This is a genomic window from Polaromonas sp. (assembly GCF_029945895.1).
Classification (GTDB): Bacteria; Pseudomonadota; Gammaproteobacteria; order Burkholderiales; family Burkholderiaceae_C; genus Polaromonas.
The window spans coordinates 60,917-83,753 of the sequence record NZ_JAQSDL010000120.1 but is presented as its reverse complement, the minus strand read 5'-3'; the positions used below and the strand labels follow the sequence as shown (position 1 = coordinate 83,753).

Annotated in this window: 20 protein-coding genes and 1 tRNA gene; 14 read left to right on the top strand and 7 right to left on the bottom strand. The window is 64.3% G+C overall.

Annotated elements, in window-relative coordinates; genetic code table 11:
* Nucleotides 1–25: 25 nt before the first annotated feature.
* Nucleotides 26–517 (top strand): YqaA family protein, encoded by a 492-nt coding sequence (locus PSV33_RS19260; protein WP_300564286.1) that lies wholly within the window; start codon nucleotides 26–28, stop codon nucleotides 515–517.
* 147 nt (nucleotides 518–664) lie between these two features.
* On the opposite strand, the gene PSV33_RS19255 is transcribed toward PSV33_RS19260, so the two are convergent.
* Nucleotides 665–1,414, bottom strand: coding sequence for an rRNA pseudouridine synthase (locus tag PSV33_RS19255; protein ID WP_300564285.1), 750 nt, complete (start codon nucleotides 1,412–1,414; stop codon nucleotides 665–667).
* 119 nt (nucleotides 1,415–1,533) lie between these two features.
* On the bottom strand, nucleotides 1,534–2,625 hold the full coding sequence (gene ychF, locus PSV33_RS19250; protein WP_300564283.1) for a redox-regulated ATPase YchF: 1,092 nt from the start codon (nucleotides 2,623–2,625) through the stop codon (nucleotides 1,534–1,536).
* A gap of 73 nt (nucleotides 2,626–2,698) precedes the next feature.
* Here ychF and PSV33_RS19245 point away from each other — a divergent pair, with 73 nt between their 5' ends.
* Nucleotides 2,699–4,486 carry a 7TM diverse intracellular signaling domain-containing protein gene (locus tag PSV33_RS19245; RefSeq protein WP_300564282.1) on the top strand — a complete coding sequence of 596 codons (1,788 nt, stop codon included), beginning with the start codon at nucleotides 2,699–2,701 and terminating at the stop codon, nucleotides 4,484–4,486.
* On the opposite strand, the gene PSV33_RS19240 is transcribed toward PSV33_RS19245, so the two are convergent.
* Nucleotides 4,471–5,367, bottom strand: a complete 897-nt coding sequence (locus tag PSV33_RS19240; protein WP_300564280.1) for an MOSC N-terminal beta barrel domain-containing protein — start codon at nucleotides 5,365–5,367, stop codon at nucleotides 4,471–4,473. The genes PSV33_RS19245 and PSV33_RS19240 overlap by 16 nt on opposite strands.
* Nucleotides 5,368–5,453: 86 nt before the next feature.
* Here PSV33_RS19240 and PSV33_RS19235 point away from each other — a divergent pair, with 86 nt between their 5' ends.
* The 3 genes from PSV33_RS19235 (at nucleotide 5,454) to PSV33_RS19225 (ending at nucleotide 9,383) form a co-directional block, all read left to right on the top strand.
* Nucleotides 5,454–6,593, top strand: coding sequence for an FAD-dependent monooxygenase (locus tag PSV33_RS19235; protein ID WP_300564278.1), 1,140 nt, complete (start codon nucleotides 5,454–5,456; stop codon nucleotides 6,591–6,593).
* 83 nt (nucleotides 6,594–6,676) lie between these two features.
* The gene (locus tag PSV33_RS19230) at nucleotides 6,677–7,393 is read left to right on the top strand and encodes a DsbC family protein (RefSeq protein ID WP_300564276.1); all 717 of its coding nucleotides are present in this window, start codon (nucleotides 6,677–6,679) and stop codon (nucleotides 7,391–7,393) included.
* Between the two features lie 154 nt (nucleotides 7,394–7,547).
* Nucleotides 7,548–9,383 carry a peptidase M61 gene (locus tag PSV33_RS19225; RefSeq protein ID WP_300564274.1) on the top strand — a complete coding sequence of 612 codons (1,836 nt, stop codon included), beginning with the start codon at nucleotides 7,548–7,550 and terminating at the stop codon, nucleotides 9,381–9,383.
* A gap of 9 nt (nucleotides 9,384–9,392) precedes the next feature.
* On the opposite strand, the gene PSV33_RS19220 is transcribed toward PSV33_RS19225, so the two are convergent.
* The 4 genes from PSV33_RS19220 to PSV33_RS19205 form a co-directional block, all read right to left on the bottom strand.
* Nucleotides 9,393–9,908: a hypothetical protein gene (locus tag PSV33_RS19220; protein WP_300564272.1), complete on the bottom strand. Its 516-nt coding sequence runs from the start codon at nucleotides 9,906–9,908 to the stop codon at nucleotides 9,393–9,395.
* A 100-nt stretch (nucleotides 9,909–10,008) separates the two neighbouring features.
* The gene (gene paaK / locus PSV33_RS19215; protein ID WP_300564270.1) at nucleotides 10,009–11,301 is read right to left on the bottom strand and encodes a phenylacetate--CoA ligase PaaK; all 1,293 of its coding nucleotides are present in this window, start codon (nucleotides 11,299–11,301) and stop codon (nucleotides 10,009–10,011) included.
* A complete protein-coding gene (paaI, locus tag PSV33_RS19210) occupies nucleotides 11,298–11,744 on the bottom strand; it encodes a hydroxyphenylacetyl-CoA thioesterase PaaI (protein WP_300564269.1) in 447 nt (148 codons plus the stop codon). The genes paaK and paaI overlap by 4 nt, the downstream gene beginning before the upstream one ends.
* A complete protein-coding gene (locus PSV33_RS19205) occupies nucleotides 11,745–12,560 on the bottom strand; it encodes an enoyl-CoA hydratase-related protein (RefSeq protein ID WP_300564267.1) in 816 nt (271 codons plus the stop codon).
* A 133-nt stretch (nucleotides 12,561–12,693) separates the two neighbouring features.
* Between PSV33_RS19205 and PSV33_RS19200 the strand changes: the two genes are divergently transcribed.
* The 9 genes from PSV33_RS19200 (at nucleotide 12,694) to mdoH (ending at nucleotide 22,764) form a co-directional block, all read left to right on the top strand.
* Nucleotides 12,694–13,470, top strand: a complete 777-nt coding sequence (locus tag PSV33_RS19200; protein ID WP_300564265.1) for an enoyl-CoA hydratase — start codon at nucleotides 12,694–12,696, stop codon at nucleotides 13,468–13,470.
* A 64-nt stretch (nucleotides 13,471–13,534) separates the two neighbouring features.
* Nucleotides 13,535–13,611, top strand: a tRNA-Met gene (locus PSV33_RS19195).
* 69 nt (nucleotides 13,612–13,680) lie between these two features.
* Complete coding sequence (locus PSV33_RS19190) at nucleotides 13,681–14,139, top strand: hypothetical protein (RefSeq protein WP_300564263.1); 459 nt, start codon at nucleotides 13,681–13,683, stop codon at nucleotides 14,137–14,139.
* A 96-nt stretch (nucleotides 14,140–14,235) separates the two neighbouring features.
* Complete coding sequence (gene miaB, locus PSV33_RS19185; protein ID WP_300564261.1) at nucleotides 14,236–15,582, top strand: tRNA (N6-isopentenyl adenosine(37)-C2)-methylthiotransferase MiaB; 1,347 nt, start codon at nucleotides 14,236–14,238, stop codon at nucleotides 15,580–15,582.
* A 36-nt stretch (nucleotides 15,583–15,618) separates the two neighbouring features.
* Nucleotides 15,619–17,040 (top strand): ATP-binding protein, encoded by a 1,422-nt coding sequence (locus PSV33_RS19180; RefSeq protein WP_300564259.1) that lies wholly within the window; start codon nucleotides 15,619–15,621, stop codon nucleotides 17,038–17,040.
* Nucleotides 17,024–17,653 carry a hypothetical protein gene (locus PSV33_RS19175; protein ID WP_300564257.1) on the top strand — a complete coding sequence of 210 codons (630 nt, stop codon included), beginning with the start codon at nucleotides 17,024–17,026 and terminating at the stop codon, nucleotides 17,651–17,653. Before PSV33_RS19180 ends, PSV33_RS19175 begins: the two co-directional genes overlap by 17 nt.
* Nucleotides 17,650–19,071: a sigma 54-interacting transcriptional regulator gene (locus PSV33_RS19170; RefSeq protein WP_300564255.1), complete on the top strand. Its 1,422-nt coding sequence runs from the start codon at nucleotides 17,650–17,652 to the stop codon at nucleotides 19,069–19,071. The genes PSV33_RS19175 and PSV33_RS19170 overlap by 4 nt, the downstream gene beginning before the upstream one ends.
* Before the next feature lie 160 nt (nucleotides 19,072–19,231).
* Complete coding sequence (locus PSV33_RS19165; protein WP_300564254.1) at nucleotides 19,232–20,809, top strand: glucan biosynthesis protein G; 1,578 nt, start codon at nucleotides 19,232–19,234, stop codon at nucleotides 20,807–20,809.
* A complete protein-coding gene (gene mdoH, locus PSV33_RS19160; protein WP_300564252.1) occupies nucleotides 20,785–22,764 on the top strand; it encodes a glucans biosynthesis glucosyltransferase MdoH in 1,980 nt (659 codons plus the stop codon). The genes PSV33_RS19165 and mdoH overlap by 25 nt, the downstream gene beginning before the upstream one ends.
* Nucleotides 22,765–22,837 lie beyond the last annotated feature (73 nt).

Here is a 22,837-nt window from a genome sequence, read left to right as displayed (position 1 = left end):
GGCGCACTGCCTATACTCGCTCCAGATGGAACTCTGGATACAACAACTGATTGAAGCCCTGGCTCTGCCCGAGTATGGGTTGAGCACGGTGTTTGTGGTCTCGTTCATCTCCGCTACCCTGCTGCCGCTGGGTTCCGAGCCGGTGGTATTCGGCCTCGTCAAGCTCAGTCCGCACCTGTTCTGGCCGACCGTGCTGGTGGCCACGGCAGGCAACACGCTGGGTGGCGCGCTTGACTGGTGGTTCGGTTATGGCGCCCACAAGGTGGTGGACAAGTATTCACACTCCTCGCACCACAGCCGCGCCATCCGCTGGCTGGAAAAGCTGGGGCCCAAAGCCTGTCTGCTGGCCTGGCTGCCCGGGGTCGGCGACCCGCTTTGCGCGGTGGCGGGCTGGCTCAAGTTTCCGTTCTGGCCCTGTGTGGCCTACATGGCCGTCGGAAAATTTGCGCGCTACGTGACGATGACAGGCGCACTGGTCTGGGCCTTTCCGGGAAGCATCCGGTTTTGGGGCGGGTAGAAGGTGGCCCCCACGGTCGCTCACTTCGAGCCTGCGGCAGCTCCCTGCCCCTTGCACTGAAAGAGGGGCCGCTGCGCCTGCGGACTGGCAAAGCCAGATCCGCGGCCCCTGCTTGTATTTTTACGCCTGTGCCGCCCGGCGCCGACCTTAAAACCGTTCGTGTGGCTGCAGATAGCGCCACTGTCCCACGGGCAGGCTGCTCATGGAGACACGTCCGACACGGATGCGTTTCATCGCCTGCACCGTGAGTCCGACGCTTTCACACATAAAGGCAATTTGCCCCGGGCGTTCGCCCTTGAGCGCAAAACGCAGACGGGTCTCGTTTTGCCAGCTCACTTTCGCGGGCGGCAACAACACCCCGTTGAAGGTGAAGCCATGGTCGATGCGGTTGAGCCGCTGAAGGCCGCCCGGCGCAATGGTGCCGGTCACGTCCACGATGACCTCGTGCTCCATGACCGCGGCGTCCTCGCTGAGCTTGCGCGCCACGCGCCAGTCCTGGGTGAAAACCACCAGGCCGCTGGCCGGGGTGGCAAGCGGTGTCGCCAGCGTCAGCGCGCTGACATGTTTTTTCAGGGGCCGGATGCCCGATCGGTCGTCTTTCACGTGGTTGGACGGAACCAGCAAGTGCGCAGAGGGGTTGGCAGGGCGCTTGCTCCCCGCTTCCAGGCCAGCCTCGTAGCCCGGCGGCTTGTTCAGCAGCAGCGTCACTGGCGTCAGCGCCAGCAGGCTGGCGTCCGGGTCAAGCTCGACTTTCTGGTCCAGCACGCGGTGCTGCGGCTCCTCCACAACCACGCCATCGACGCGCACCCAACCGCCTTCGATGTACTGCTCAGCTTCGCGGCGCGAGCAGTTGAGCATCTGGGCCAGGTGTTTGGCGAGGCGGACGGGTTCGGTCATGGACGCAGGAGGCCTCTGGGTGATACGGAAAATACGCTACTGAATAGATAGCTGCTTGCGCCCACCACCAAAGGGCTGACGGCACAAAACACTCTCAATCCGGGGCCGGCACCCGTGCCTCAGCTGCTGAAGAGGAAATTCATCACGTCGCCATCCTTGACGATGTATTCCTTGCCCTCGCTGCGCATCTTGCCCGCGTCCTTGGCGCCCTGCTCGCCCTGGAAGGTGATGTAGTCATCAAAGGCAATCGTCTGGGCGCGGATGTAGCCCTTCTCGAAATCGGTGTGGATCACGCCGGCCGCCTGCGGACCGGTGTCGCCGACATGAATGGTCCAGGCGCGCACCTCTTTCACACCGGCCGTGAAATAGGTCTGCAGGCCCAGCAGCTTGTAGGCCGCGCGGATCAGGCGGTTCAGCCCAGGCTCTTCCTGACCAATCTCGGCGAGGAACATTTTCTTGTCCTCTTCCTCCATGTCGGCCATCTCGGCCTCCATCTTGGCGCAGATGGCCACAACAGGCGCATTCTGGCTGGCTGCGTAGGCACGCAGCTTGTCCAGGAAAGGATTGTTTTCAAAACCGTCCTCGGCCACATTGCCGACGAACATGGCCGGCTTGGCGGTGATCAGGAAAAACTGCTTGAGCAGCGGCAGCTCTTCCTTGCTGAACTCCAGCGTGCGCACAGGCTTGGCTTCATTGAGCGCCGCCTGGCATTTTTCCAGGATGGCCACCAGCTTGACGGATTCCTTGTCGCCAGAGCGCGCGGTTTTCGTCACGCGGTGCAGGGCCTTTTCAACCGCTGTCAGATCGGCCAGGCACAGCTCGGTCTGGATCACCTCGATGTCGGAAATCGGGTCCACCTTGCCGGCCACGTGAATCACGTTGTCGTCCTCAAAGCAGCGCACGACGTTCACAATCGCATCGGTCTCGCGGATATGGGCCAGAAACTTGTTGCCCAGCCCCTCGCCGGTGCTGGCGCCTGCCACCAGACCGGCAATGTCGACAAACTCGACAATGGCGGACTGGATCTTCTCCGGCTTGACGATGTCTGCCAGCGCCGCCAGCCGCGGATCGGGCACCTCCACGATGCCGACGTTGGGCTCAATGGTGCAGAACGGGTAGTTTTCCGCTGCGATGCCCGCCTTGGTCAGGGCGTTAAAAAGGGTGGATTTACCGACGTTGGGCAAGCCTACAATACCGCACTTCAGACTCATGAAAAACCTTCAAAAACAGGCTGAGAAGTGTATGCGATACGCAGGCAGCCGGGGAATCGGCTTTCTGACGGCCATGCTTCTGACTGCATTCCTCAGCCTGTTGGGCACCTCCAGCCAGGCCCAGCCGCTGGTCGTGCTGGACGACAAAACACCCGTGGCCGACCTGCAGGCAAGCAGCCTGGTGTGGGTAGATGCCGATGCCGGTGCAACGATCGAGCAGATGGCTGCCGGCGACTTCCGGCGTTTCATGAGCCCGGCCCGGGCCAATGTCCACTACACCCTGGGACCGGGCGCTGCGCTGTGGCAGCACTTCCGCTTCAAAAGGTCAGCCAACTCCACCCAGGACTGGCTGCTGGAGTTTCCCTTTCCCATGCTCGACCTGGTGACCGTGTTTCAGCAGGACCGGGCGGGTCGCTGGGCCAGCCAGGCAGCAGGCGACACCGTGGCCGTCTCCAGCTGGCCCGAGCCGGGCCGCTACGCGCAATTTCACCTGGCACTCGAAGACGGGATGGCGCATGACGTGTATGTCCGCATCGCGCATGTCACGCCAGCCCATTTCCCGGTCAATGCCATCTCCGGCCAGTCCCGCAGCCATCATCTGCAGTTCGACTACATGGTCATCGGTCTGGTGTTCGGTACCCTGCTTCTGCTGATTGTGGCGGGCGCCGGCCAAAGCTGGGTCTACCGCGACTGGGCCTACGGCTGGTATGCCATTTACGCCACCATCATGGCCCTGGTGGTCGCCACCACCAGTGGCATGGCCGGCCACCTCCTGTGGAGCAACTTTGCCGCCTGGAACAACGCTCTCCAGGGCGTGCTTGGCCTGCTGGGGGGCAGCGCTGCCTTGCTAGTGGTCCGCCAGCTGTGCAGCATCGCTGGCCGCCACCGGTGGTTTGACCACGCGGTTTTCGCCGTCGGGCTGGCCGGCCCGGTACTGGCGGTTGCCTACCTCGGGCTGGACCGGCAATGGGGCGTCCACCTGATCGGTGCGTACCTGCTGGTGGCCGTGGTGCTGGGACTGGCGACCGCCTATACAACCTGGCGCCGCCGGGACGTGGTGGGTGCGTGGGTGCTGGCGGCCTTTACTCCCCTGGCCATGAGCACCGCACTGGCAGCGGCCCGGATTTTCGGCTGGGTATCCACCTCCTGGTTGTCGCAATATGCTTTCATGCTGTCGCTGGCCGTGGAGGTGCCCTTGCTGCTGGTGGCCCTGAACATCCGTTCACGCGAACGGCATGGCGTCGAGGCACGCGAGCAGGCCATGGCCAGCCAGGATGCACTCACCGGCCTGCTGGCCAGGCATCTCTTTGAAGACCGCCTCAGGCAGGTGGTGGCGCGCGCCAAACGGCAAAGAGAACCCGCTGCCGTGGTGTACATCGAACTGGTGAATTACGCTTACGTCAAGCGCAACTACGGCATCGCCGTGGCCGAGCAAAGCCTGCTGCGCAGCGTGATCAAGCTACGCCGCATCCTGCGCGACGTCGACACCGTGGGCCGGGTCGATGAAGCACGTTTTGGCCTCATCATGGAGGGCGTTACCTCACGCGAGGTCGTCACCGCCATGGCCGCGAGGCTGATCGCCGCCGGCCTGATGCCGCTCAAGGGCCTCAAACCCGAAGTCATCCTGCAGTTTCACATTGCGGGCGTACTGCTCAGCGAGAAGTTGATGGAAGGTCCCGAACTCTCCAAGGCGCTGGAAGCCATGCTCGCAGGCATGGCGGCGCGTACACGCCGGCCGATCCGCTTTCTGGAACCGGAGCTGACACGGCCCATGCCGCTGGCAGTGGATTCCGGCTTCGATGAGGCTGAAGGCCACAGCCAGCCGGCACCGCTACCTGTCGTGGCTCACTCGAAGCGATAGCTGGACGAGACGCTTTGACCCACCTTGAGCAGGTGGTCGATGCCCTGCAGCACGATGACATTCATGCCAAAACTCACCGCCCCCTTGAGGCGCGGATCCTGCCGGTAGGTCTGCAGGATGTCGCCGACCTCGGGGCTGCTTTGCGCCGTGGCGGGGTCGATGTTGGGAATCGGGCAACGCGCGCAGGGCTTGACCGGCTTGAGCTGGGCCACACCCTGTTCCGTGGCAATCTGCAGCAAATCCAGCCGGTCTTCATCGTGCGGCGCCAGTTCGCTGGCGCCGGGCGCATCGCCGATCACGATATTCGGCCGGAAACGTGCCATGCCAGCGGCGACATGGCCGCCGCCCTGCAGTTTGTCATTCAGCTCCGCCAGCGACGCTTCGCTGAGCACCAGCACCGGGTAGCCGTCGCTGAACTGGTTGAGTGCCTCAACGCCGCCGGTCCATTGCCGACTGGAAGCGCGCTTTTCCTCGGGATCAAAACGCACCAGCCGCGCGTTCACGCCGAGGAAATCACTGAACCACTGGGCCGCGATGGGCCCCATGTCGTAAGCCTTGACCTCGTCGTCCCAGATCCTCACGCGCACCGGCTCCTGCACCTGGTCGAGCGCGATATGCAGCGCCAGCATGCCCGGTGCCCGCAGGACCATGTCGTGGTACTTGAGCTGGGGCTGGATCAGCGCCATGCGCGGCAGCTCACGCTGCGTCAGGAAGGAACCCTCCTCATCAACCACCATCCAGGCCCGGTCAAATTCGAGCCCCGTTTCGGTCAATATCGCTTCCTGCACCTGCACCCCGGCGCAGGACTTGACGGGATAAACCCACAGCCCGGTGATAACCGCCCCGACGTCGCCCGACGCAGGGCCCGATGTTTCGCTCATTGATTCACGCACGGTCAAACCCTTCAAAAATTCAGTTCAAGATGCACTGTCCGGGGACGATTTTGCCCTGCCTTCTAAAATGAGCCATGTCCAAGCCTTTTGATGTGTGTATCCGCGGTGACGGGGTGGTCGGCCGCACCCTGGCGCTGCTGCTGGCGCGCGAGCGCCTGCACGTGGCCCTGGTCGCCCGGCCTGCGCCGGCAGGCAACCCCGCGGAAGCCGCCGTCCCGCAGGATGTGCGGGCCTACGCCCTGAACAGCGCCTCGCGGCAGCTGCTGACCTCGCTGAGGGCCTGGCCCGATGCGCCTGCAGCCACGCCGGTGCTGGAGATGCGCGTGTGGGGCGACGAAGGGGGCCGGCTTGATTTTGCAGCCCCGCCAGGCACCACCGACGCGGCCCTGGCGTGGATCGTCGATGTCCCGGCGCTGGAGCGGCAGCTGGCAGAAGCCGTGCGTTACCAGCCACAGATCGAAACCGTGGGGACGCCGGTCAAGGCCGCGCTCACGGTGATCTGCGAGGGCCAGAAAAGTACCAGCCGCGACGAGTTCGGCGTGCAGTGGACCATCAAGCCCTATCCACAAAAAGCCATGGCCGCCCGCCTGCAAAGCGACGCGGCGCACCTCGGCGTGGCCCGCCAATGGTTCCACAACGGCGAAATTCTGGCTCTTTTGCCGATTGGCGGCGCCGGCGGGAACTCTGTGGCGCTGGTCTGGTCTGTCTCAGTGGAGCGCGCAGCTGCGCTGGAGAAGTTGAATCCCGAAGAATTTTCCGCAGCGGTACAAACTGTCTGCGGTGCCGAAGCAGGTTGCCTGCAGTTGGCGAGCAAGCTGTCGAGCTGGCCCCTCGCGCTGTCGCGAGCCGAACGCTGGGTCGGTCCAGGCTGGGCGCTGGCTGGAGACGCCGCCCACGCCGTGCATCCGCTGGCGGGACAGGGCCTGAACCTGGGCCTGGCCGATGCGGCCGGACTGGCGAGCGTGATTCACGCACGCGAATACTGGCGCGGCTTGGGCGACGAAAAGCTGTTGCGGCGTTATGAACGCTCCCGTAAGGCCGATGTGGCGGCCATGGGCGCGGTGACGGATGGACTGCACGGCCTGTTCGCGCAAAACGACGCGCGCTGGCAGGCTTTGCGCAATTGGGGCATGAAGGGCTTTGCACGCAGTGGACCCCTGAAAGAATGGGTCACGCGCCAGGCCATGGGTTCATTGCCGCACCGTCCGGGGTGAGCAGCCGCTGCGCGGGAGCGGCACAAGAAGCGACCGGACACGTCGCAAGAAGCATGAAAATACATCACACAGACTGGAAAACAATGACACTGTTCAAGACCCTCATCACCGGCACACTGCTGGCCCTGAGCCTGGGCGCGTTTGCACAGGAAGCGGCCATCCGCAAGAACCTGGCCGAACGCCTGCCGAACCTGCCCAACATCGACGAAATCAACAAGACGCCCATGGCCGGCCTGTATGAGGTGCGTGTCAACGGCAGCGACATTTTCTACACCGATGCCGAAGGCAACTACCTGATCCAGGGCAACCTGATCGACACCAAAGTCAGGCGCAACCTGACGGAGGAACGCGTCGACAAGCTCAACGCCGTGTCGTTTGATGCGCTCCCGCTCAAGGACGCCTTCACCATTGTGCGCGGCAACGGCAAGCGCAAGGTGGCGGTGTTCGAAGACCCGAACTGCGGCTATTGCAAGCGTTTCGAACGCGACATGCAGAAGGTCAGTGACGTCACCATCTACATGTTCCTGTACCCCATCCTGAGCGCAGATTCGAAGGAGAAATCCAAAAACATCTGGTGCGCCAAGGACAAAGCCAAGGCCTGGCAGGACCTGATGGTGCGTGACCAGCCGGTGGCCACCGCCAGTTGCGACGCCGGCGCGGTGACGCGCAACGTCGAGTTCGGCAAAAAATACCGCATCACCGGCACACCGACGCTGATTTTTGCCGACGGCTCGCGCGTACCCGGCGCCATCAGCGCCCAGCAGGTCGAGAAGTACCTGACCGACGCGAAGGTCCAGTAAGAGCGCGACGCACGGCCGGAGCTCATAGGCAAACCGGGCTTCCGCCCTTTTCGGGCGGGCGGTGGCCGCTCTGCTTTCTGTAGCAAAAAGTCAGTTCGGGAAAGGCTCGGCTTGCCCCGGCCGAGGCAGGGCCGATGCGGTATTCTTTGAACCTATGCCCAAACCTTCCGCCAAGCCCTCCGACATATCTTCTGTCGGCGTCGACTACCACGTCGAGATCGCCGACCTCCATGCCCATCTGTTCCGTGTCACCCTGACCATTGCCCAGCCCGCCGCGCTGCAGCGAGTGGCGCTGCCGGTGTGGATCCCCGGCAGTTACCTGGTGCGCGAGTTTTCGAAAAACCTGCAGGGCCTGCGGGCGCGGCAAGGCACCCGGGCACTGCCTGCCGGCCAGATCGCGCAGCTCGACAAATGCAGCTGGCAGATCCGCTGCAACGCGGACAAGCCCTTGGTGCTGGTCTACGAGGTTTATGCCAACGACAGCTCGGTACGCACCGCCTCGCTGGACGCAGGCCGCGGCTTCTTCAACGGCAGTTCCCTGTGCCTGCGGGTCGACGGCCACGACCAGGCGCCGCACCGGCTTGAAGTCATGGCCGCTCCGGCCATCAGCGGCTGGTCCGTGGCCACCGGCCTGAGTCCGCTGAAGGTCGACAAGCAGGGTTTTGGCAGCTACCTGGCCGCCAACTACGACGAACTGGTGGATTGCCCGGTGGAGATGGGGAATTTCTGGAGCGGCTCTTTTGTGGCCTGCGGTGTGCCGCACCGCTTTGTGGTGGCAGGCGCCACAGCCAGCTTTGACGGGGCCCGGCTGCTTGCCGACACCCGAAAAATCTGCGAAGCGCAAATCCGCCTCTGGCATGGCAACAAAAAACCGCCGCACAAGGACTACGTGTTCATGCTCCACGCCGTGGACGACGGCTACGGCGGGCTGGAGCACCGCAATTCCACCGCCCTGATCTGCAAACGCCAGGACTTGCCGCGCCTGGGCAGCAGCAAGCTCCCCGAGGGATACACCACGCTGCGCGGGCTGATCAGTCATGAATATTTCCACACCTGGAACGTCAAGCGTCTGCGCCCCGCGGAGTTCGGCAATTACAACTATGGAAGTGAGAATTACACGCAGCTGCTCTGGTTTTTTGAAGGCTTCACCAGTTACTACGACGAACTGATCCTGTGCCGCGCGGGCCTGATCGACGAAGCGGCCTATCTGAGACTTCTGAACAAGACCATCAATCAGGTCATGCAGACCCCGGGGCGCCTGGTGCAGTCGGTGGCCCAGGCCAGTTTTGACGCCTGGGTCAAGTATTACCGCCAGGATGAAAACACGCCGAATGCCACCGTCAGCTATTACACCAAGGGCGCTCTGGTCGCCTTGTGTCTTGACCTGAGCCTGCGTGCTGAAAGCAGGGACACTGTCCTGGCCACCCTGGACGACGTGATGCGCAGCCTGTGGCTGCGGTGCCGCGGCGGTGTGATGAGCGAAGCGGATGTCGCCGCCGCACTGCAGGATGTGGGCGGCCGCTCCTACGCGGCGGAAATCGCCCGCTGGGTACATGGCACGGGCGAGCTGCCGCTGAAAGACCTGCTGCAACGCCACGGCGTTGCCGTGCTTGAGGAGCCGGCGCAGCTTGCGCAGGGGCTGGGCCTGCGGGTGCAGGAAACGGGCGGCGGTATCCATGTCAAAACGGTCCTGCGCGGCGGCGCGGCCGAACGTGCCGGCTTTGCAGCCGGCGACGAGTGGCTGGGCATTGAAACACCGGTCACCGGAAAGAGCCGGAAAACGGCCCCGTTGCCGCCCCCGGGCTGGCGCCTGGGCAAGCTCGATGAGTTGCCGTTTTACGCTGGACCCAGCAAGAAGATCACGGCGCTGGTCGCGCGTGACAAGCGCCTGCTTCGGCTCGAATTGACGATGCCGCCAGACACGACCACCTGGCGGTTGCTGGCCAAGGATGCAGCCCTGGTGAAAAAGTGGCTCGTGTCCGCCGCCTGAGCCAGGGGTTCAGCCAGCAGGCATCTGCGCTTCGATCTGGGCCACAAAGCGCTCGGCTTCGGCACTGCCCTTGATCTCGCGAACAATCTCGCGGGCCCGCTTGATCACGGCGACAAAATCCGCGAGGTCCCGCGCGTTCTCGATCTTGATGCACAGCGGCTCGGCCATCGGGCCCAGCAGGTGCTCCAGCAAATGCGAGGAAAAACGCTGCGCCTGCGCCAAGTTGGCCGCGCGCTGCGGCGGTGCGGCCGCGGCTGGTTGCTGCGGGGCACCGGCCAGTTCCAGCGCGGCCGGCATGGTTTTTTCTTCGACCACTGCCGGCGCTACCAGGCCCTCGGCTTCAAGTTCTGAAAGACGCCCGGGATCACCCAGCGCCGACGCCATGGTGGCCAGTTCTGCATGGGTTCTTTTGCCATCAACCATGATCAACAGGGAACGCAACCGGGGGGGCAGACCTGAATTCCGGTTCGCAATCGCTTCCGTCCCCTTCTGCGTCTTGTGATAAATCACTTGCTTGTCCGGCATGGCAACCTCCTGAAACCTTTTGACGGGTCAGTCTAGAACCAAAAAAGCGCAACGTCGAGTGGGTGCTTACCCGGAAATAAAAAACCCGAAGCAGCAAAGTTCAGTGCCGGCGATCCAGTACCCGTTTGGCCTTGCCCAGACTGCGCTCCACACCGCCCTCCGCGCGCAACTCAATATCCACACTGGTACCGATGTAGGCCTTGATCTCATGCTGCAGCACACGGGCCGCTGCCTGCGCGGACGCGCTGTCGGGCGCCAGTCCAGGACGGGTCTCCACCGCCACGCGCAGGCAGTCCATATTGCCTTCACGGGTCAGAATGCACTGGTAATGGGGTGCAAGCTCATGGCGTTTGAGAATCAGCTCCTCGATCTGCGTCGGAAACACGTTGACGCCGCGCACAATCATCATGTCGTCGCTGCGGCCCGTGATCTTCTCCATGCGGCGCATGCTGCGGGCCGTGCCCGGCAGCAGGCGCGTGAGGTCGCGTGTGCGGTAACGGATGATGGGCAGCGCTTCCTTGCTCAGGCTGGTAAACACCAGCTCGCCGATCTCGCCGTCGGGCAACAGCTCGCCGCTGACGGGGTCGATGATCTCGGGGTAAAAATGGTCTTCCCAGATGGTCGGGCCGTCCTTGGTTTCCACACACTCGCTGGCCACGCCCGGGCCGATGACCTCGCTGAGGCCATAGATGTCCACCGCATCGATGCCCATGCGCTGCTCAATCGCAAGGCGCATGTCGTTGGTCCAGGGCTCGGCACCGAAGATGCCGGTGCGCAGACTGGCATCGGCGGGGGACAGTCCCTGCTTTTCAAATTCGTCGGCAATTGCCAGCATGTAGCTGGGCGTCACCATGATGATGTCGGGCTTGAAATCGGTGATCAGTTGCACCTGCCGTTCGGTCTGCCCGCCACCGAAGGGAACGACGGTCAGACCCAGTTTCTCAGCGCCATAGTGCGCGCCCAGCCCGCCCGTGAACAGGCCATAGCCGTAGCTGATGTGCACCAGGTCGCCCGGACGGGCCCCCGCCGCGCGTATGCTGCGGGCGACACAGCCGGCCCACATGTCCACGTCATTTTTTGTGTAGGCCACCACCGTCGGTTTGCCGGTGGTGCCGCTGGAGGCATGGATGCGCACACACTGCTCGCGCGGCACCGCGAACATGCCGAAGGGATAGCTGGCGCGCAGATCGTGTTTGGTGGTGAAGGGAAACTTCGCCAGGTCAGCCAGCGACTTGCAATCGCCCGGATGCACTCCAGCGGCATCGAACTTGGCCTTGTAGACCGGCGAATGCCGGTACGCATGCTGCAGCGTGGACTGCAGGCGTTTGAGCTGCAGGGCGCGCAGTTCGTCGAGGCTGGCCTTTTCAATCGGTTCGAGCGGAAAACTTTTCATGCGGCCTCCACACCGGTCACCGGGATGACGGTGCCTGCAATCTGTGCGCTTTTCCCGCGGAACATCGCAACCACCTCGCCGCGCTGGTTGCTCACCTTCATGTCGTAAATGCCGTGCCGGCCCTGCAGCGTCTGCTCCACCCCTTCACAGGTCAGCACGTCACCGAGCTGGCCGGGTTTGAGAAACTCGATGCTGCAGCCCGCCGCCACCGCGACCTTGTTGTAGCTGTTGCAGGCAAAGGCAAAAGTCGAGTCGGCCAGCGTGAAAATCAGTCCACCATGGCAGATCTTGTGGCCGTTGAGCATGGGTTCACGCACAGCCATGCGCATCACCGCACGGCCGGGTGCGCAGGACACCAGCTCCATCTGCATGAAATCGCGCGAAGCACTGTCGGCGGCAAACATGGATTCGCCCACCGCCTGGGCCAGTTGCCGGGCCTCCATCTAGTTGCCCCTGAACGCTGGCGGGCGCTTCTCGAGGAAGGCCATCACGCCTTCGATGTAATCGTAGGTGCGGCCCAGCGCGGACTGGGTGTCGCGCTCCCGGTCCAGCTGCACATCCAGGCCGCGGCTGGCGCCTTCGCTGAGCAGGCGCCGCGTTTCCACCAGGGCGCGGGTCGGCATGACGGCCAGGCGTGCGGCCAGCGCCATGGCCTTGTCCAGACAGTCTTCGCCCTCGGCCGCCACGTCCCAGATCATTCCCCACTCTTTCGCATCCTTCGCGCTGAGCTTGTCGCCCAGCATGGCCAGCCCCATCGCCCGCGCCAGCCCCAGGCGCTTGACCAGAAACCAGGAGCCGCCGGCATCAGGCACCAGGCCGATCTTGCTGAAGGCCTGGATGAAGCTGGCACCCGGCGCGGCAATCGCCAGGTCGCAGGTCATGGCCAGCGAGGCCCCGGCCCCGGCAGCCACGCCGTTCACCGCGGCAATCGTCGGAACGCGCAGCTTCTGCAGGCGCCGCACCGTCGGGTTGAAGGCCTGGTCGATGATGGGCCCGGGGTCGGCACGTTCGACGAGGTTTGGGCCGGGTTCGAAGTCGAACTCGGCCAGATCGGCACCCGCACAGAAACCCCGGCCGGCGCCAGTGATCACGAGGGCACGCAGCGACGGATCGGCCTCCACGGCGTCCAGCGCGGTCCAGAGCTCCTGGTGCATCTGGCGGGTAAAGCTGTTCAGGGCCTGCGGCCGGTTCAGCGTCACGAGCGCCACGGCGCCCCGTGTGGACAGCAGCACGGCAGGTTCGGAAGGGACATCGGTCATAAGCATCTCCTGTTTCGAATCTAGCATTAACCGACCGTCAGGTCGGTTAATGTTTTCCCTTGCTTTTCCACCTTGTGGCGCACCGGCCAAGCCAGAGGATCGTGGCATGATTCAGCCTCAAAAGGAACCCGCCATGACTTACGAATTGATCCAGACCCGCACCGAAGGCCGCGTCGCCATCGTCACCCTGAACCGGCCCAAACAGCTCAATGCCCTCAACGACCAGTTGATGGACGAGCTGGGCGCCGCGCTCAAGGCCTTTGACGCGGACGACAACATCGGCTGCATGATCCTGACCGGCAGCGAAAAAGCCTTTGCGGCCGGCGCCGACATCGGCGCGATGGCGAGCTACAGCTTTGCCGACGTCTACAAGGGCGACTACATCACGCGCAACTGGGAGCAGATCCGCAGCATCCGCAAGCCGGTGATCGCCGCCGTCAGCGGCTTTGCGCTCGGCGGCGGCTGCGAGTTGGCCATGATGTGCGACTTCATCATCGCCGCGGACAACGCCCGCTTCGGCCAGCCCGAAATCAAACTGGGCATAATCCCCGGCTCGGGCGGCACGCAGCGCCTGCCGCGCGCCGTCGGCAAGGCCAAGGCCATGGACCTGGTGCTGACCGGCCGCATGATGGATGCCGTGGAAGCCGAACGCAGCGGGCTCGTCAGCCGTGTGGTGCCGCTGGACAAGCTCATGGAGGAAGCCCTGGGCGCCGCGTTGCAGATCTGCGACTACGGACAGATTGCCGTGATGGCCGCCAAGGAAGCCGTGAACCGCGCCTACGAAGGCACACTGGCCGATGGCATCATGTTCGAACGGCGCCTGTTTCACGCGACCTTTGCCACGAGCGACCAGAAGGAAGGCATGGATGCCTTTGTGAACAAACGCAAGGCCGCATTTAAAAATCGATAACGCAGCGGGAACTCCCGGCGCGTTCATTAGACTTGGGAAAGAGCCGTTATAATATCGGTCGCGCGGTGATATAGCTCAGTTGGTTAGAGCGCAGCATTCATAATGCTGATGTCGGTGGTTCAAGTCCACCTATCACCACCACTATTTCCCCGAGCCCCAGAGGTCTGACCTTCTGGGGCTTTGTTACTTCACAGCCTCTGGACATAAACCATGAAACGCTGCCTGCCCTCCCTGGCCCTGCCGGCCGCACTGATCGCCGTACTGATGACGCTGGTCAGCCTGTTCGCCACGCCGGCGCTGGCCCAGACCGACGAAGTTCCCGGCGTCCGTAATTTCCCCAAAGCCGCCCTGCGCGGCCTGCTGGTGGTCCGGGCACCACCGGACATCACCCTGAATGGCAAGGCCGACCGCCTGTCTCCCGGTGCACGCATCCGCAACGTCAACAACAACTATGTGTTGTCGGGCGCCCTGCTGGGCCAGGAGCTGCTGGTCAACTACACCCGCGACAGCGCCGGTCTGGTGTACGAGGTCTGGGTGCTGACCGCCGAGGAAGCCAAGGAAAAACGCGCCGGCCTGTCCACGCGCAATTTCATCTTCAGCTTCGAGGGCGAAGCCGCACCGCAGGACGACGGCAAGACCCCCTACAACCAGCTGCCCCGCTACAAATAGCCGGTCCCGCGCCGACCCGCCAGCCGTTTTCAAACAAAACAGGCCTCCAGCCCTTTACTGACGGGCGCCAGCAGCTCTCAATTAGATAGCAAACTCATGAGCAAAAAAGTCTTCATCAAAACCTTCGGCTGCCAGATGAACGAGTACGACTCGGACAAGATGTCCGACGTGCTGCACGCTGCCGAAGGGTACGAGCCCACCAGCAATGTGGACGAGGCCGACCTGATCCTGTTCAACACCTGCTCGGTGCGCGAAAAAGCGCAGGAAAAGGTATTCAGTGACCTCGGGCGCGTCAAGCACCTGAAGAAGAAGGGCGTGCTGATCGGTGTCGGCGGCTGCGTGGCCAGCCAGGAGGGTGACGCCATCATCGAACGCGCGCCGTATGTCGATGTGGTGTTCGGCCCGCAGACCCTGCACCGCCTGCCCGACCTGCTGGCCAGACGCGTCAGCCTGGGCAAATCGCAGGTGGACATCAGCTTTCCCGAGATTGAAAAATTCGACCACCTGCCGCCGGCCCGCGTGGAAGGCCCCAGCGCCTTTGTCAGCATCATGGAAGGCTGTTCCAAATACTGCAGCTACTGCGTCGTCCCCTACACGCGCGGCGAGGAGGTCTCGCGCCCGTTCGAGGACGTGCTGGTTGAAATTGCGGGCCTGGCCGACCAGGGCGTGCGCGAGGTCACCTTGCTGGGGCAGAACGTCAACGCCTACCGCGGACCGATGGGCGGCACCGCCGACATCGCCGATTTCGCCACCCTGCTCGAATATGTCTCCGACATTCCCGGCATCGAACGCATCCGTTATGTCACCAGCCACCCCAACGAGTTCACGCAGCGCCTGATCGATGCCTACGGCAAGCTGCCCAAGCTGGTCAACCACCTGCACCTGCCGGTGCAACACGGTTCCGACCGCATACTGATGGCCATGAAACGCGGCTACACGGCGATGGAATACAAATCCACCATCCGCAAACTGCGCGCGATCCGCCCCGATCTGGCCATGAGCAGCGACTTCATCGTCGGCTTCCCTGGCGAGACCGACGACGACTTCGGCAAGATGATGAAGTTGATTGATGACGTCGGCTACGACACCTCGTTCAGCTTCATCTTCAGCCCGCGGCCCGGCACGCCGGCAGCCAACCTGCCCGACGAGACACCGCACGCGGTCAAACTCGCGCGGTTGCAGCGCCTGCAGGCGGCGATCGACGACAGCGTGCGCGCCATCAGCGCCAGCCGCCAGGGCACGCTGCAGCGCATCCTGGTCGAAGGGGCTTCGCGCAAAGACCCCACCGAGCTGATGGGCCGCACCGAGTGCAACCGCGTCGTCAACTTCAGGGGCCAGCCCCGCCTGATCGGCCAGATGGTGGACGTGACCATCACCGAGGCGTCTCAACGCTCCCTGCGCGGCGAAGTGCTGCACCACGAAGAACCCGCGCTGAGCGCTTGAACCCACGCGCAGTGACCCCGCCGGCAAGGCCTCCCCATGCTTGAGCGCGTTTCCTTCCGCCAGCTGCTGGTGGCCGCCTTTTTGCTGATTGCCGGCCTGCTGGCCGCCGCCTCGCTGCGCGCCGTGTTCACGCTGGAGCAACTCACGATGCAAAGCCGCGACGGCGCGGTGCGCGCGCTCGACCTCAGTGCGGCCGCCCAGTCCCTGAACGAGCGTAGCGTGACGATGGAACGCACGGCCCGACAGTCGCTGGTGTTGTCCGACCGTGTGCTTCGTGAGCGCTTCGACGAAGCCGCTGCCGAAGCCAGAACCGTGCTGGCGCGGCTGGGCCCGCAAAACGTGCCCGCTGCCCTGGTCAGCGACTGGAGGAACCACCTGCAGGCCGTCACCGCGCTGATGTCCGGTTCGCCCGATACCGCGCTCGACAGGGACCGGCAGGTCGCGCAGGAATTCCGCGAGCTGGACCGCATCAACGCGGCCATTGCGCAGCAGGTCCGGCAGACCATTGCCACGCAAAACCGCAGCCTGCTCGACACGCTGGAAAACCGCCGCCGGCAATTGACGCAGCAGGTGCTGGGCGCGATCGGGCTGGCGGTCCTGATGGCGCTGGCTTTCGGCATCTGGCTCACACGTCCCCTCAACCGCCTGGAAAAGGCCATCATCGGCCTCGGGGAGAACCGTCTGGACGAGGCCATCCGCATCGAGGGTCCGGCCGACTTGCAGCTGGTCGGACAAAGGCTGGAATGGCTGCGGCTGCGGCTGGTGGAGCTGGACGCCGACAAGTCGCGCTTTCTGCGCCATGTCTCACACGAACTCAAAACCCCGCTGGCTTCCCTGCGCGAGGGCGTGTCGTTGCTGGAGGACGGCGTGGCCGGAGAACTCAGCGCCAACCAGCGGGAAGTGGCCAAGATCCTGCGCCACAACACCAGCTTACTGCAAGGCCAGATCGAGGACCTGCTGCGCTTCAACGCTGCAGCTTTTGAGGCCCGCCAGCTGCGCCGGGAGAAAACCGACCTGCTGCAGTTGATTGAAGAACAGGTGGAAGGCCAGCGCCTGCAGTGGCGCGCGCGCGATCTGCAGGTCCACGTCGAGGGTCCGGCGCTGCAGGCCGAGGTGGACCGCGACAAGCTGGGAACCGCCGTCGCGAACCTGCTGTCCAACGCCATCCGCTTTTCGCCGGTGGGGGGCAGGATACGCATCCGGCTGAGCCAGTTCGCCGAGGTCGTGCACATCGACATGGACGACGAAGGTCCGGGGATCGCCTACGATGACCATGCACGCATTTTTGAACCCTTTTACCGCGGCGAACGACAGCCACCGCAAGTGGTCCGTGGCAGCGGCATTGGCCTGTCCATCGTCCACGAGTACATTGCTGCACATGGGGGCCGGGTGCAGTTGCTGCCGGACGGCCCGGGTGCACATTTCAGGATAGAACTTCCCCATGCTTTCAAGTCTTGAGGCCTTTGGCCCCCCCTTCTGCCGCACCCTGCCCTGGGCGCTGGTCCTCAGCCTGGCTGCCGGCTGCACTGTGCCTGCCCCTGCTCCGGCCAGGCCAGACACGGCGCCCACGACGGCGGCCACCCCTGCAACGCCACCAGCACCGGGAAACGCCGTGCTTTTCGAGGCAGACCTCGTCACAGCCCTGCTGGCCTATGCCGACCGGCTCCGCAGCCTGCCCGGCCCCGAACTGGCCCAGGAAATCGCCCGACTGGGCAACGCCGCGTCAGCGGGCGACCAGCTGCGCCTGGCCCTCGCACTGAGCCAGACCCGGCAGCTCCACGATCTGGTCCGCGCACAGGACCTGCTGCAGCGCGCCCTGGCCAACAACAGCGAAGACGCCCGGCCCCTGCACGCCCTGGCGCGCCTGCTGGCCGCACGGTTTGCCGAACAGCGGCGGGTCGAAGACCAGCTGGACCGGCAGAACCAGCAGGTGCGCGACCTGCAGCGCCGCCTCGAACAGACGCAGGACAAGCTCGATGCGCTCAAGGAAATCGAACGCAGCCTGAGCAGCCGCCCCCCGGCGGCCCCGGCATCGTCGCCACGCGGCCGCACCCGGCCACCGGGACCATGACTGCCCCCAAGTCTCACCTGCTGGTCGTCGACGACGACGCCGACATGCTGCGGCTGCTGACCATGCGGCTGACTGCGGCCGGTTACCGGGTCAGCGCGGTGGGTTCGGCCGAAGCCGCCCTGACCCAACTCGAGATCGAACGCCCGCAGCTGGTACTCAGCGACGTGCGCCTGCCCGGCAAAGACGGTCTGGCGCTGTTTGACGAGATCCGCAGCCAGCACCCTTCGCTGCCGGTGATTCTGCTGACAGCCCACGGCACCATTCCCGACGCGGTCGAGGCCACCGAACGCGGCGTGTTCACCTATCTGACGAAGCCGTTTGACGGCAAGGGCCTGGAGGGCAAGATCGCGCAGGCCCTGGCGCTGAGCGCCCCGGTGCCCTCCGCACCGGCCGGCGAGTCACCGGCCTGGCAAAGCGGCTTCATCAGCCGCTCCAGCCGCATGGCCGAAACCCTGGCGGAGGCGCGCATGGTGGCCCAGTCGGACGCCAGCGTGATGTTGCGCGGCGAAAGTGGCACCGGCAAGGAACTGCTGGCCCAGGCGATTCACCAGGCCAGCCCGCGAGCCGCCCGCCCGTTCATCGCCGTGAACTGCGGCGCCATTCCCGAAGCCCTGCTCGAGTCCGAACTTTTTGGCCACGTCAAGGGCGCCTTCACCGACGCCTCGTCCAACCACAAGGGACTGTTCCAGGCCGCCGAAGGCGGCACCCTGCTGCTCGATGAAATCGGTGACATGCCGCTGGCCCTGCAGGTCAAGCTGCTGCGGGTGTTGCAGGAGCGCAGCGTCCGGCCGCTGGGGTCCAGCCAGTCCATTCCGGTTGATGTGCGCATTCTGTCGGCGACCCATCGGGACCTCGATGCGGCCATGGCCGAGGGCCAGTTCCGCACCGACCTGTACTACCGGCTCAATGTGGTCACGCTGACCCTGCCCCCCCTGTCCGAACGGCGCGAAGACATTGCGCTGCTGGCCAATCACTTCCTCGTCAAGCTGGCCGGAAAATACGGCAAACGCCTGAGCGGCTTTGCGCCGGAAGCCATCAAGGCGCTGAACACCGCCGCCTGGCCAGGCAACGTGCGCCAGCTCTACAACGTGGTCGAACAGGTGTGTGCGCTGGCCAGCACACCGCTGATCCCCCTGACCCTGATTCAGCGCGCGCTGCGCTCGCCCAGTGTGCAGGTGCTCACCCTGGCCGAGGCACGCCAGCGCTTCGAGCGCGAGTACCTGGTCGGCCTGCTCAAGCTGACAGACGGCAACGTGGCCGACGCCGCGCGGCTGGCAGACCGCAACCGCACAGAGTTTTATCGCCTTCTGCAAAAGCACAGCCTGACGCCGGGACACTTCAAAACCGACCCGGTGAATTCCCCCGCTGACCCTGTCGCCGAGGAGCGACAGGGCCAAGCCCCTGATTCCAAACACTAATTTCATCAGGCGGGCGACAGCTGTCGCCATGAGGCGACAGAAACAGGGTTCAAACGGCCTCTTTCGCGGCCTGGTTCCACATTCCATACCTGGAATCCATTCAAGCCTTTGATTTAAAACAGCTTTTTCAGGTTGGCACAGGGTTTGCCCTAGTCAATCCATGCAAGCTGTTTTCCCCCGGTTCACCGCGCCTTTCCCGCACCTGCGGCCAGCACGCTTTTTGGCCCTCCTGGGCCTGTGTGCCGCACTGGCCAGCGCCCATGCCTGGACGCTGGACGACGTGGCCGCCCTGGCACAACAACGCGCACAAACCCCTTACCAGCAACCGCATGCCGCTGTTCCCGCCGAACTGGCGGCCCTGGATTACGACGGCCTGCGCGACATCCGGTTCAGGGACGACAAGGCCTTGTGGCGCGCCGACCAGTTGCCCTACGAAGCCAAGTTTTTCCATGTCGGCCGGCAGACCGATGTGGTTCACATTCACGAGTTGTCTGCCCAGGGCAACAAGCTCCTGCGCTACAGCGCCGACGACTTCAGCTACGGCAAGAACCAGCTGGACCCGGCGCGCTGGGGTGATATCGGCCATGCCGGATTCCGCATCCACACCTCGCTCAACTCACCCGCCTACAAGGACGAATTGATTGCCTTTCTGGGTGCCAGCTACTTCCGCGCCCTGGGTGCCGGCCAGCGTTATGGACTGTCGGCCCGCGGCCTGGCGGTAGACCCCACCGGCGCAAAACAAGAAGAGTTTCCGCGTTTCACCGATTTCTGGCTGGAAAAGCCTGCGGCCGACGCAAAGCAGGTCACGGTGTATGCCCTGCTGGATTCGGCGCGCATGACGGGCGCCTACCGCTTTGACATCCGCCCCGGCGAAGAGACCATCACCGAAGTGCACGCCCGCATCTTCATGCGCGCAGGCGCCGGTCCGCGCGTGGCCACCCTGGGTGTGGCGCCGCTGACCAGCATGTTTTTCTTCGGTGAAAACCAGCCCCGCGCGGGCGACTTCCGGCCCGAAGTGCATGACTCGGACGGCCTGATGGTTGCCACTGGGGAAGGCGAATGGTTGTGGCGTCCGCTGCAGAACCCCGCTTCCCCGCTGGTGACCTCCTTCAGCATGAAAAGCCTCAAGGGTTTTGGCCTGATGCAGCGCGACCGTGCCTTCGCCAGCTACGAAGACACCGAAGCCCGCTACGAACTGCGGCCCAGCGCATGGGTGACCCCGTTGGGCGACTGGGGTGCGGGACGTGTCGAGCTGTTGCAGTTTGCGACGCCGGACGAAACACATGACAACGTGGCCGCCTACTGGGTGCCGGAAAACATGCCGGCGCCGGGTCAGTCGCTGGACCTCGCCTGGCAGATTGCCTGGCAAGGGAACAGACAGCAACGCCCGCCCAACGGCTGGGTCACCCAGTCGCGCCGCGGCACCGGCTACAGCAAGCTCAGCGCCGAGGCTTTGGCCCGGCAGGCACAGTTTGTCATCGACTTTGCCGGGCCGGCCCTGGACGCGCTGCCCGAGGGCGCCAGGGTGGAGGCCATTACCACGGCCAGCAGCAATGCCCGTGTCGTCGAAAGCATCGCTTATCGCAACCCCGCCACCGGCGCCTGGCGCATGAGCCTGCGCGTGCAGCGCCTGGAAACCCCCGCCAACCAGAACGCCCAGCCCATTGAGCTGCGCGCCTTTCTCCAACATGACACTCACACACTGACCGAAACATGGACCAACCTGATCACACCCTGACTCCCCGCAGCCTGCTGCGCGAAGAGCGGCATCCGAATTCAGTCACCGCGCCGCCGCTACATCGCGGCTCCATGGCCCCGCGCCCCTGGCGCGGGTTCTGGAGCAGCCTGACCACGACTGCGCTGGGGCTGACACGTTCGCCCACCAGCCGCCCTCTGCCGCTGCAGGCGGTACAGAAGCGCCAGCCCTGGCAACAAGCTGCCGCGCGGCGCAGGACCGTCTTTGTGCTGCTGACGGTACTCAGCACGGTCCTCGCCACCAGCCTGTTCGCCGACATGCAGCCCGACTACGACAGCGCCTGGCTGCAGTACGGGCAGCTTGTGCTGTTTGCGCTGCTGTCCGCCTGGGTGGTCACCGGTTTCATGACGGCGATGATGGGTTTTTACGTGACGATACGCGGCGACAAACACGCCCTGTCGGCGAAAAACGTGCAGCGCCATGCGCTGGACGACGCAACAAGGACCGCGATCATCATGCCGATCTGCAACGAGGATGTGCGCACCGTGTTCGCGGGCCTGCGCGCCACCTGCGAGTCCGTCGCAGCGACCGGCCATGTGAAAGCCTTCGACGTGTTTGTGCTGTCCGACACCAGCCACCCGGCCACCCAGCAGGCGGAACGCGCCGCCTGGGAAGACCTGCGCACCCAGTTGGCCGCCCAACCCGACCAGCCCAGGATCGAGGTCTACTACCGACTGCGCAAACGCCGCACCGACCGCAAGGCCGGCAACGTGGCCGACTTCTGCCGCCGCTGGGGCAAGGACTACCGCTACATGGTGGTGCTTGATGCCGACAGCGTGATGAGCGGTGACTGCCTGGTGGCCATGGTCAAGCTCATGGAAGCCAACCCGACGGCTGGCATCATCCAGACCGCCACCCAGGCCATCGGCCATGTGACGCTGCATGCGCGCGCGCAGCAATTCGCCTCGCGCGTGACGGGCCGCCTGTTCACGTTGGGCATGCAGTTTTGGCAGATGGGCGAGTCGCACTACTGGGGCCACAACGCCATCATCCGGATCGAGCCCTTCATGCAGCATTGCGCGCTGGCGCGTATCAAGGGCACGGGCGGCATGTCGGGCAGCATCATGTCGCACGACTTTGTGGAAGCCGCGCTGATGCGCCGCGCCGGCTACCACGTCTGGCTGGTCGCTGATCTGGTGGGCAGCTACGAACAGCAGCCGCCCGACCTGCTGGCCGAGCTGCAGCGCGACCGCCGCTGGTGCCAGGGCAACCTGCAGAACTCGCGCCTGATTGCCGAGCCCGGCATTCACCCGGTTCACCGCTCTATGTTCGGCACCGGTGCCATGGCCTACCTCTCGGCACCGCTGTGGTTGTGTTTCCTGACGCTGGGAACCGCGCTGTGGCTCTCAGGCACACCCATGGTCAGCGACTGGGCGATGCTGCCTGGCGAACTGCTGACCCTGTGGGCATGGACCTTGTGCATGCTGTTTCTGCCGCGTCTCCTGGGCATTGCAGCGGTGCTGATCAACCGGCAGCAGCAAGCCTACGGCGGCACCGCCAGCCTCTTGCGCAGCGCCCTCCTTGAAACGCTGATCGCCCTGCTGCAGGCGCCGATCCGCATGCTGGCGCACTCGTTGTTTGTCCTGGTCGCGCTGACTGGCCTGAAGCTGGAATGGAAGTCCCCCCCGCGCGAAGCGGCGGCAGTTCCCTGGCGTATTGCCCTGCAGCAGCTGGCCCCGATGAGCGCGGTGATTGTGCTGCTCGCCGCCGGCATCACGCTGATTGACGCCAGCGCGCTGGTCTGGCTTCTGCCCGTCGGCCTGCCTCTGTTGCTGGCCATCCCCATGACCGTGCTGACCAGCAAGGTCGGGGTAGGGACGGCCATGCGCACAAACAACTACCTGCTGATTCCCGAAGAAAAAAAATCGCCGGCTGTCTTGCGCCGTGCCTGGCTGCATGCCAGCCAGCAGGTGCGACCGCGGCTCAGGGCCATTTAGCCCAATAAAAACAAACAGGCACCATCTGCTATTTATTCGATAGCTGATGGCGCCCGTGGTGATTGGGCCAAGG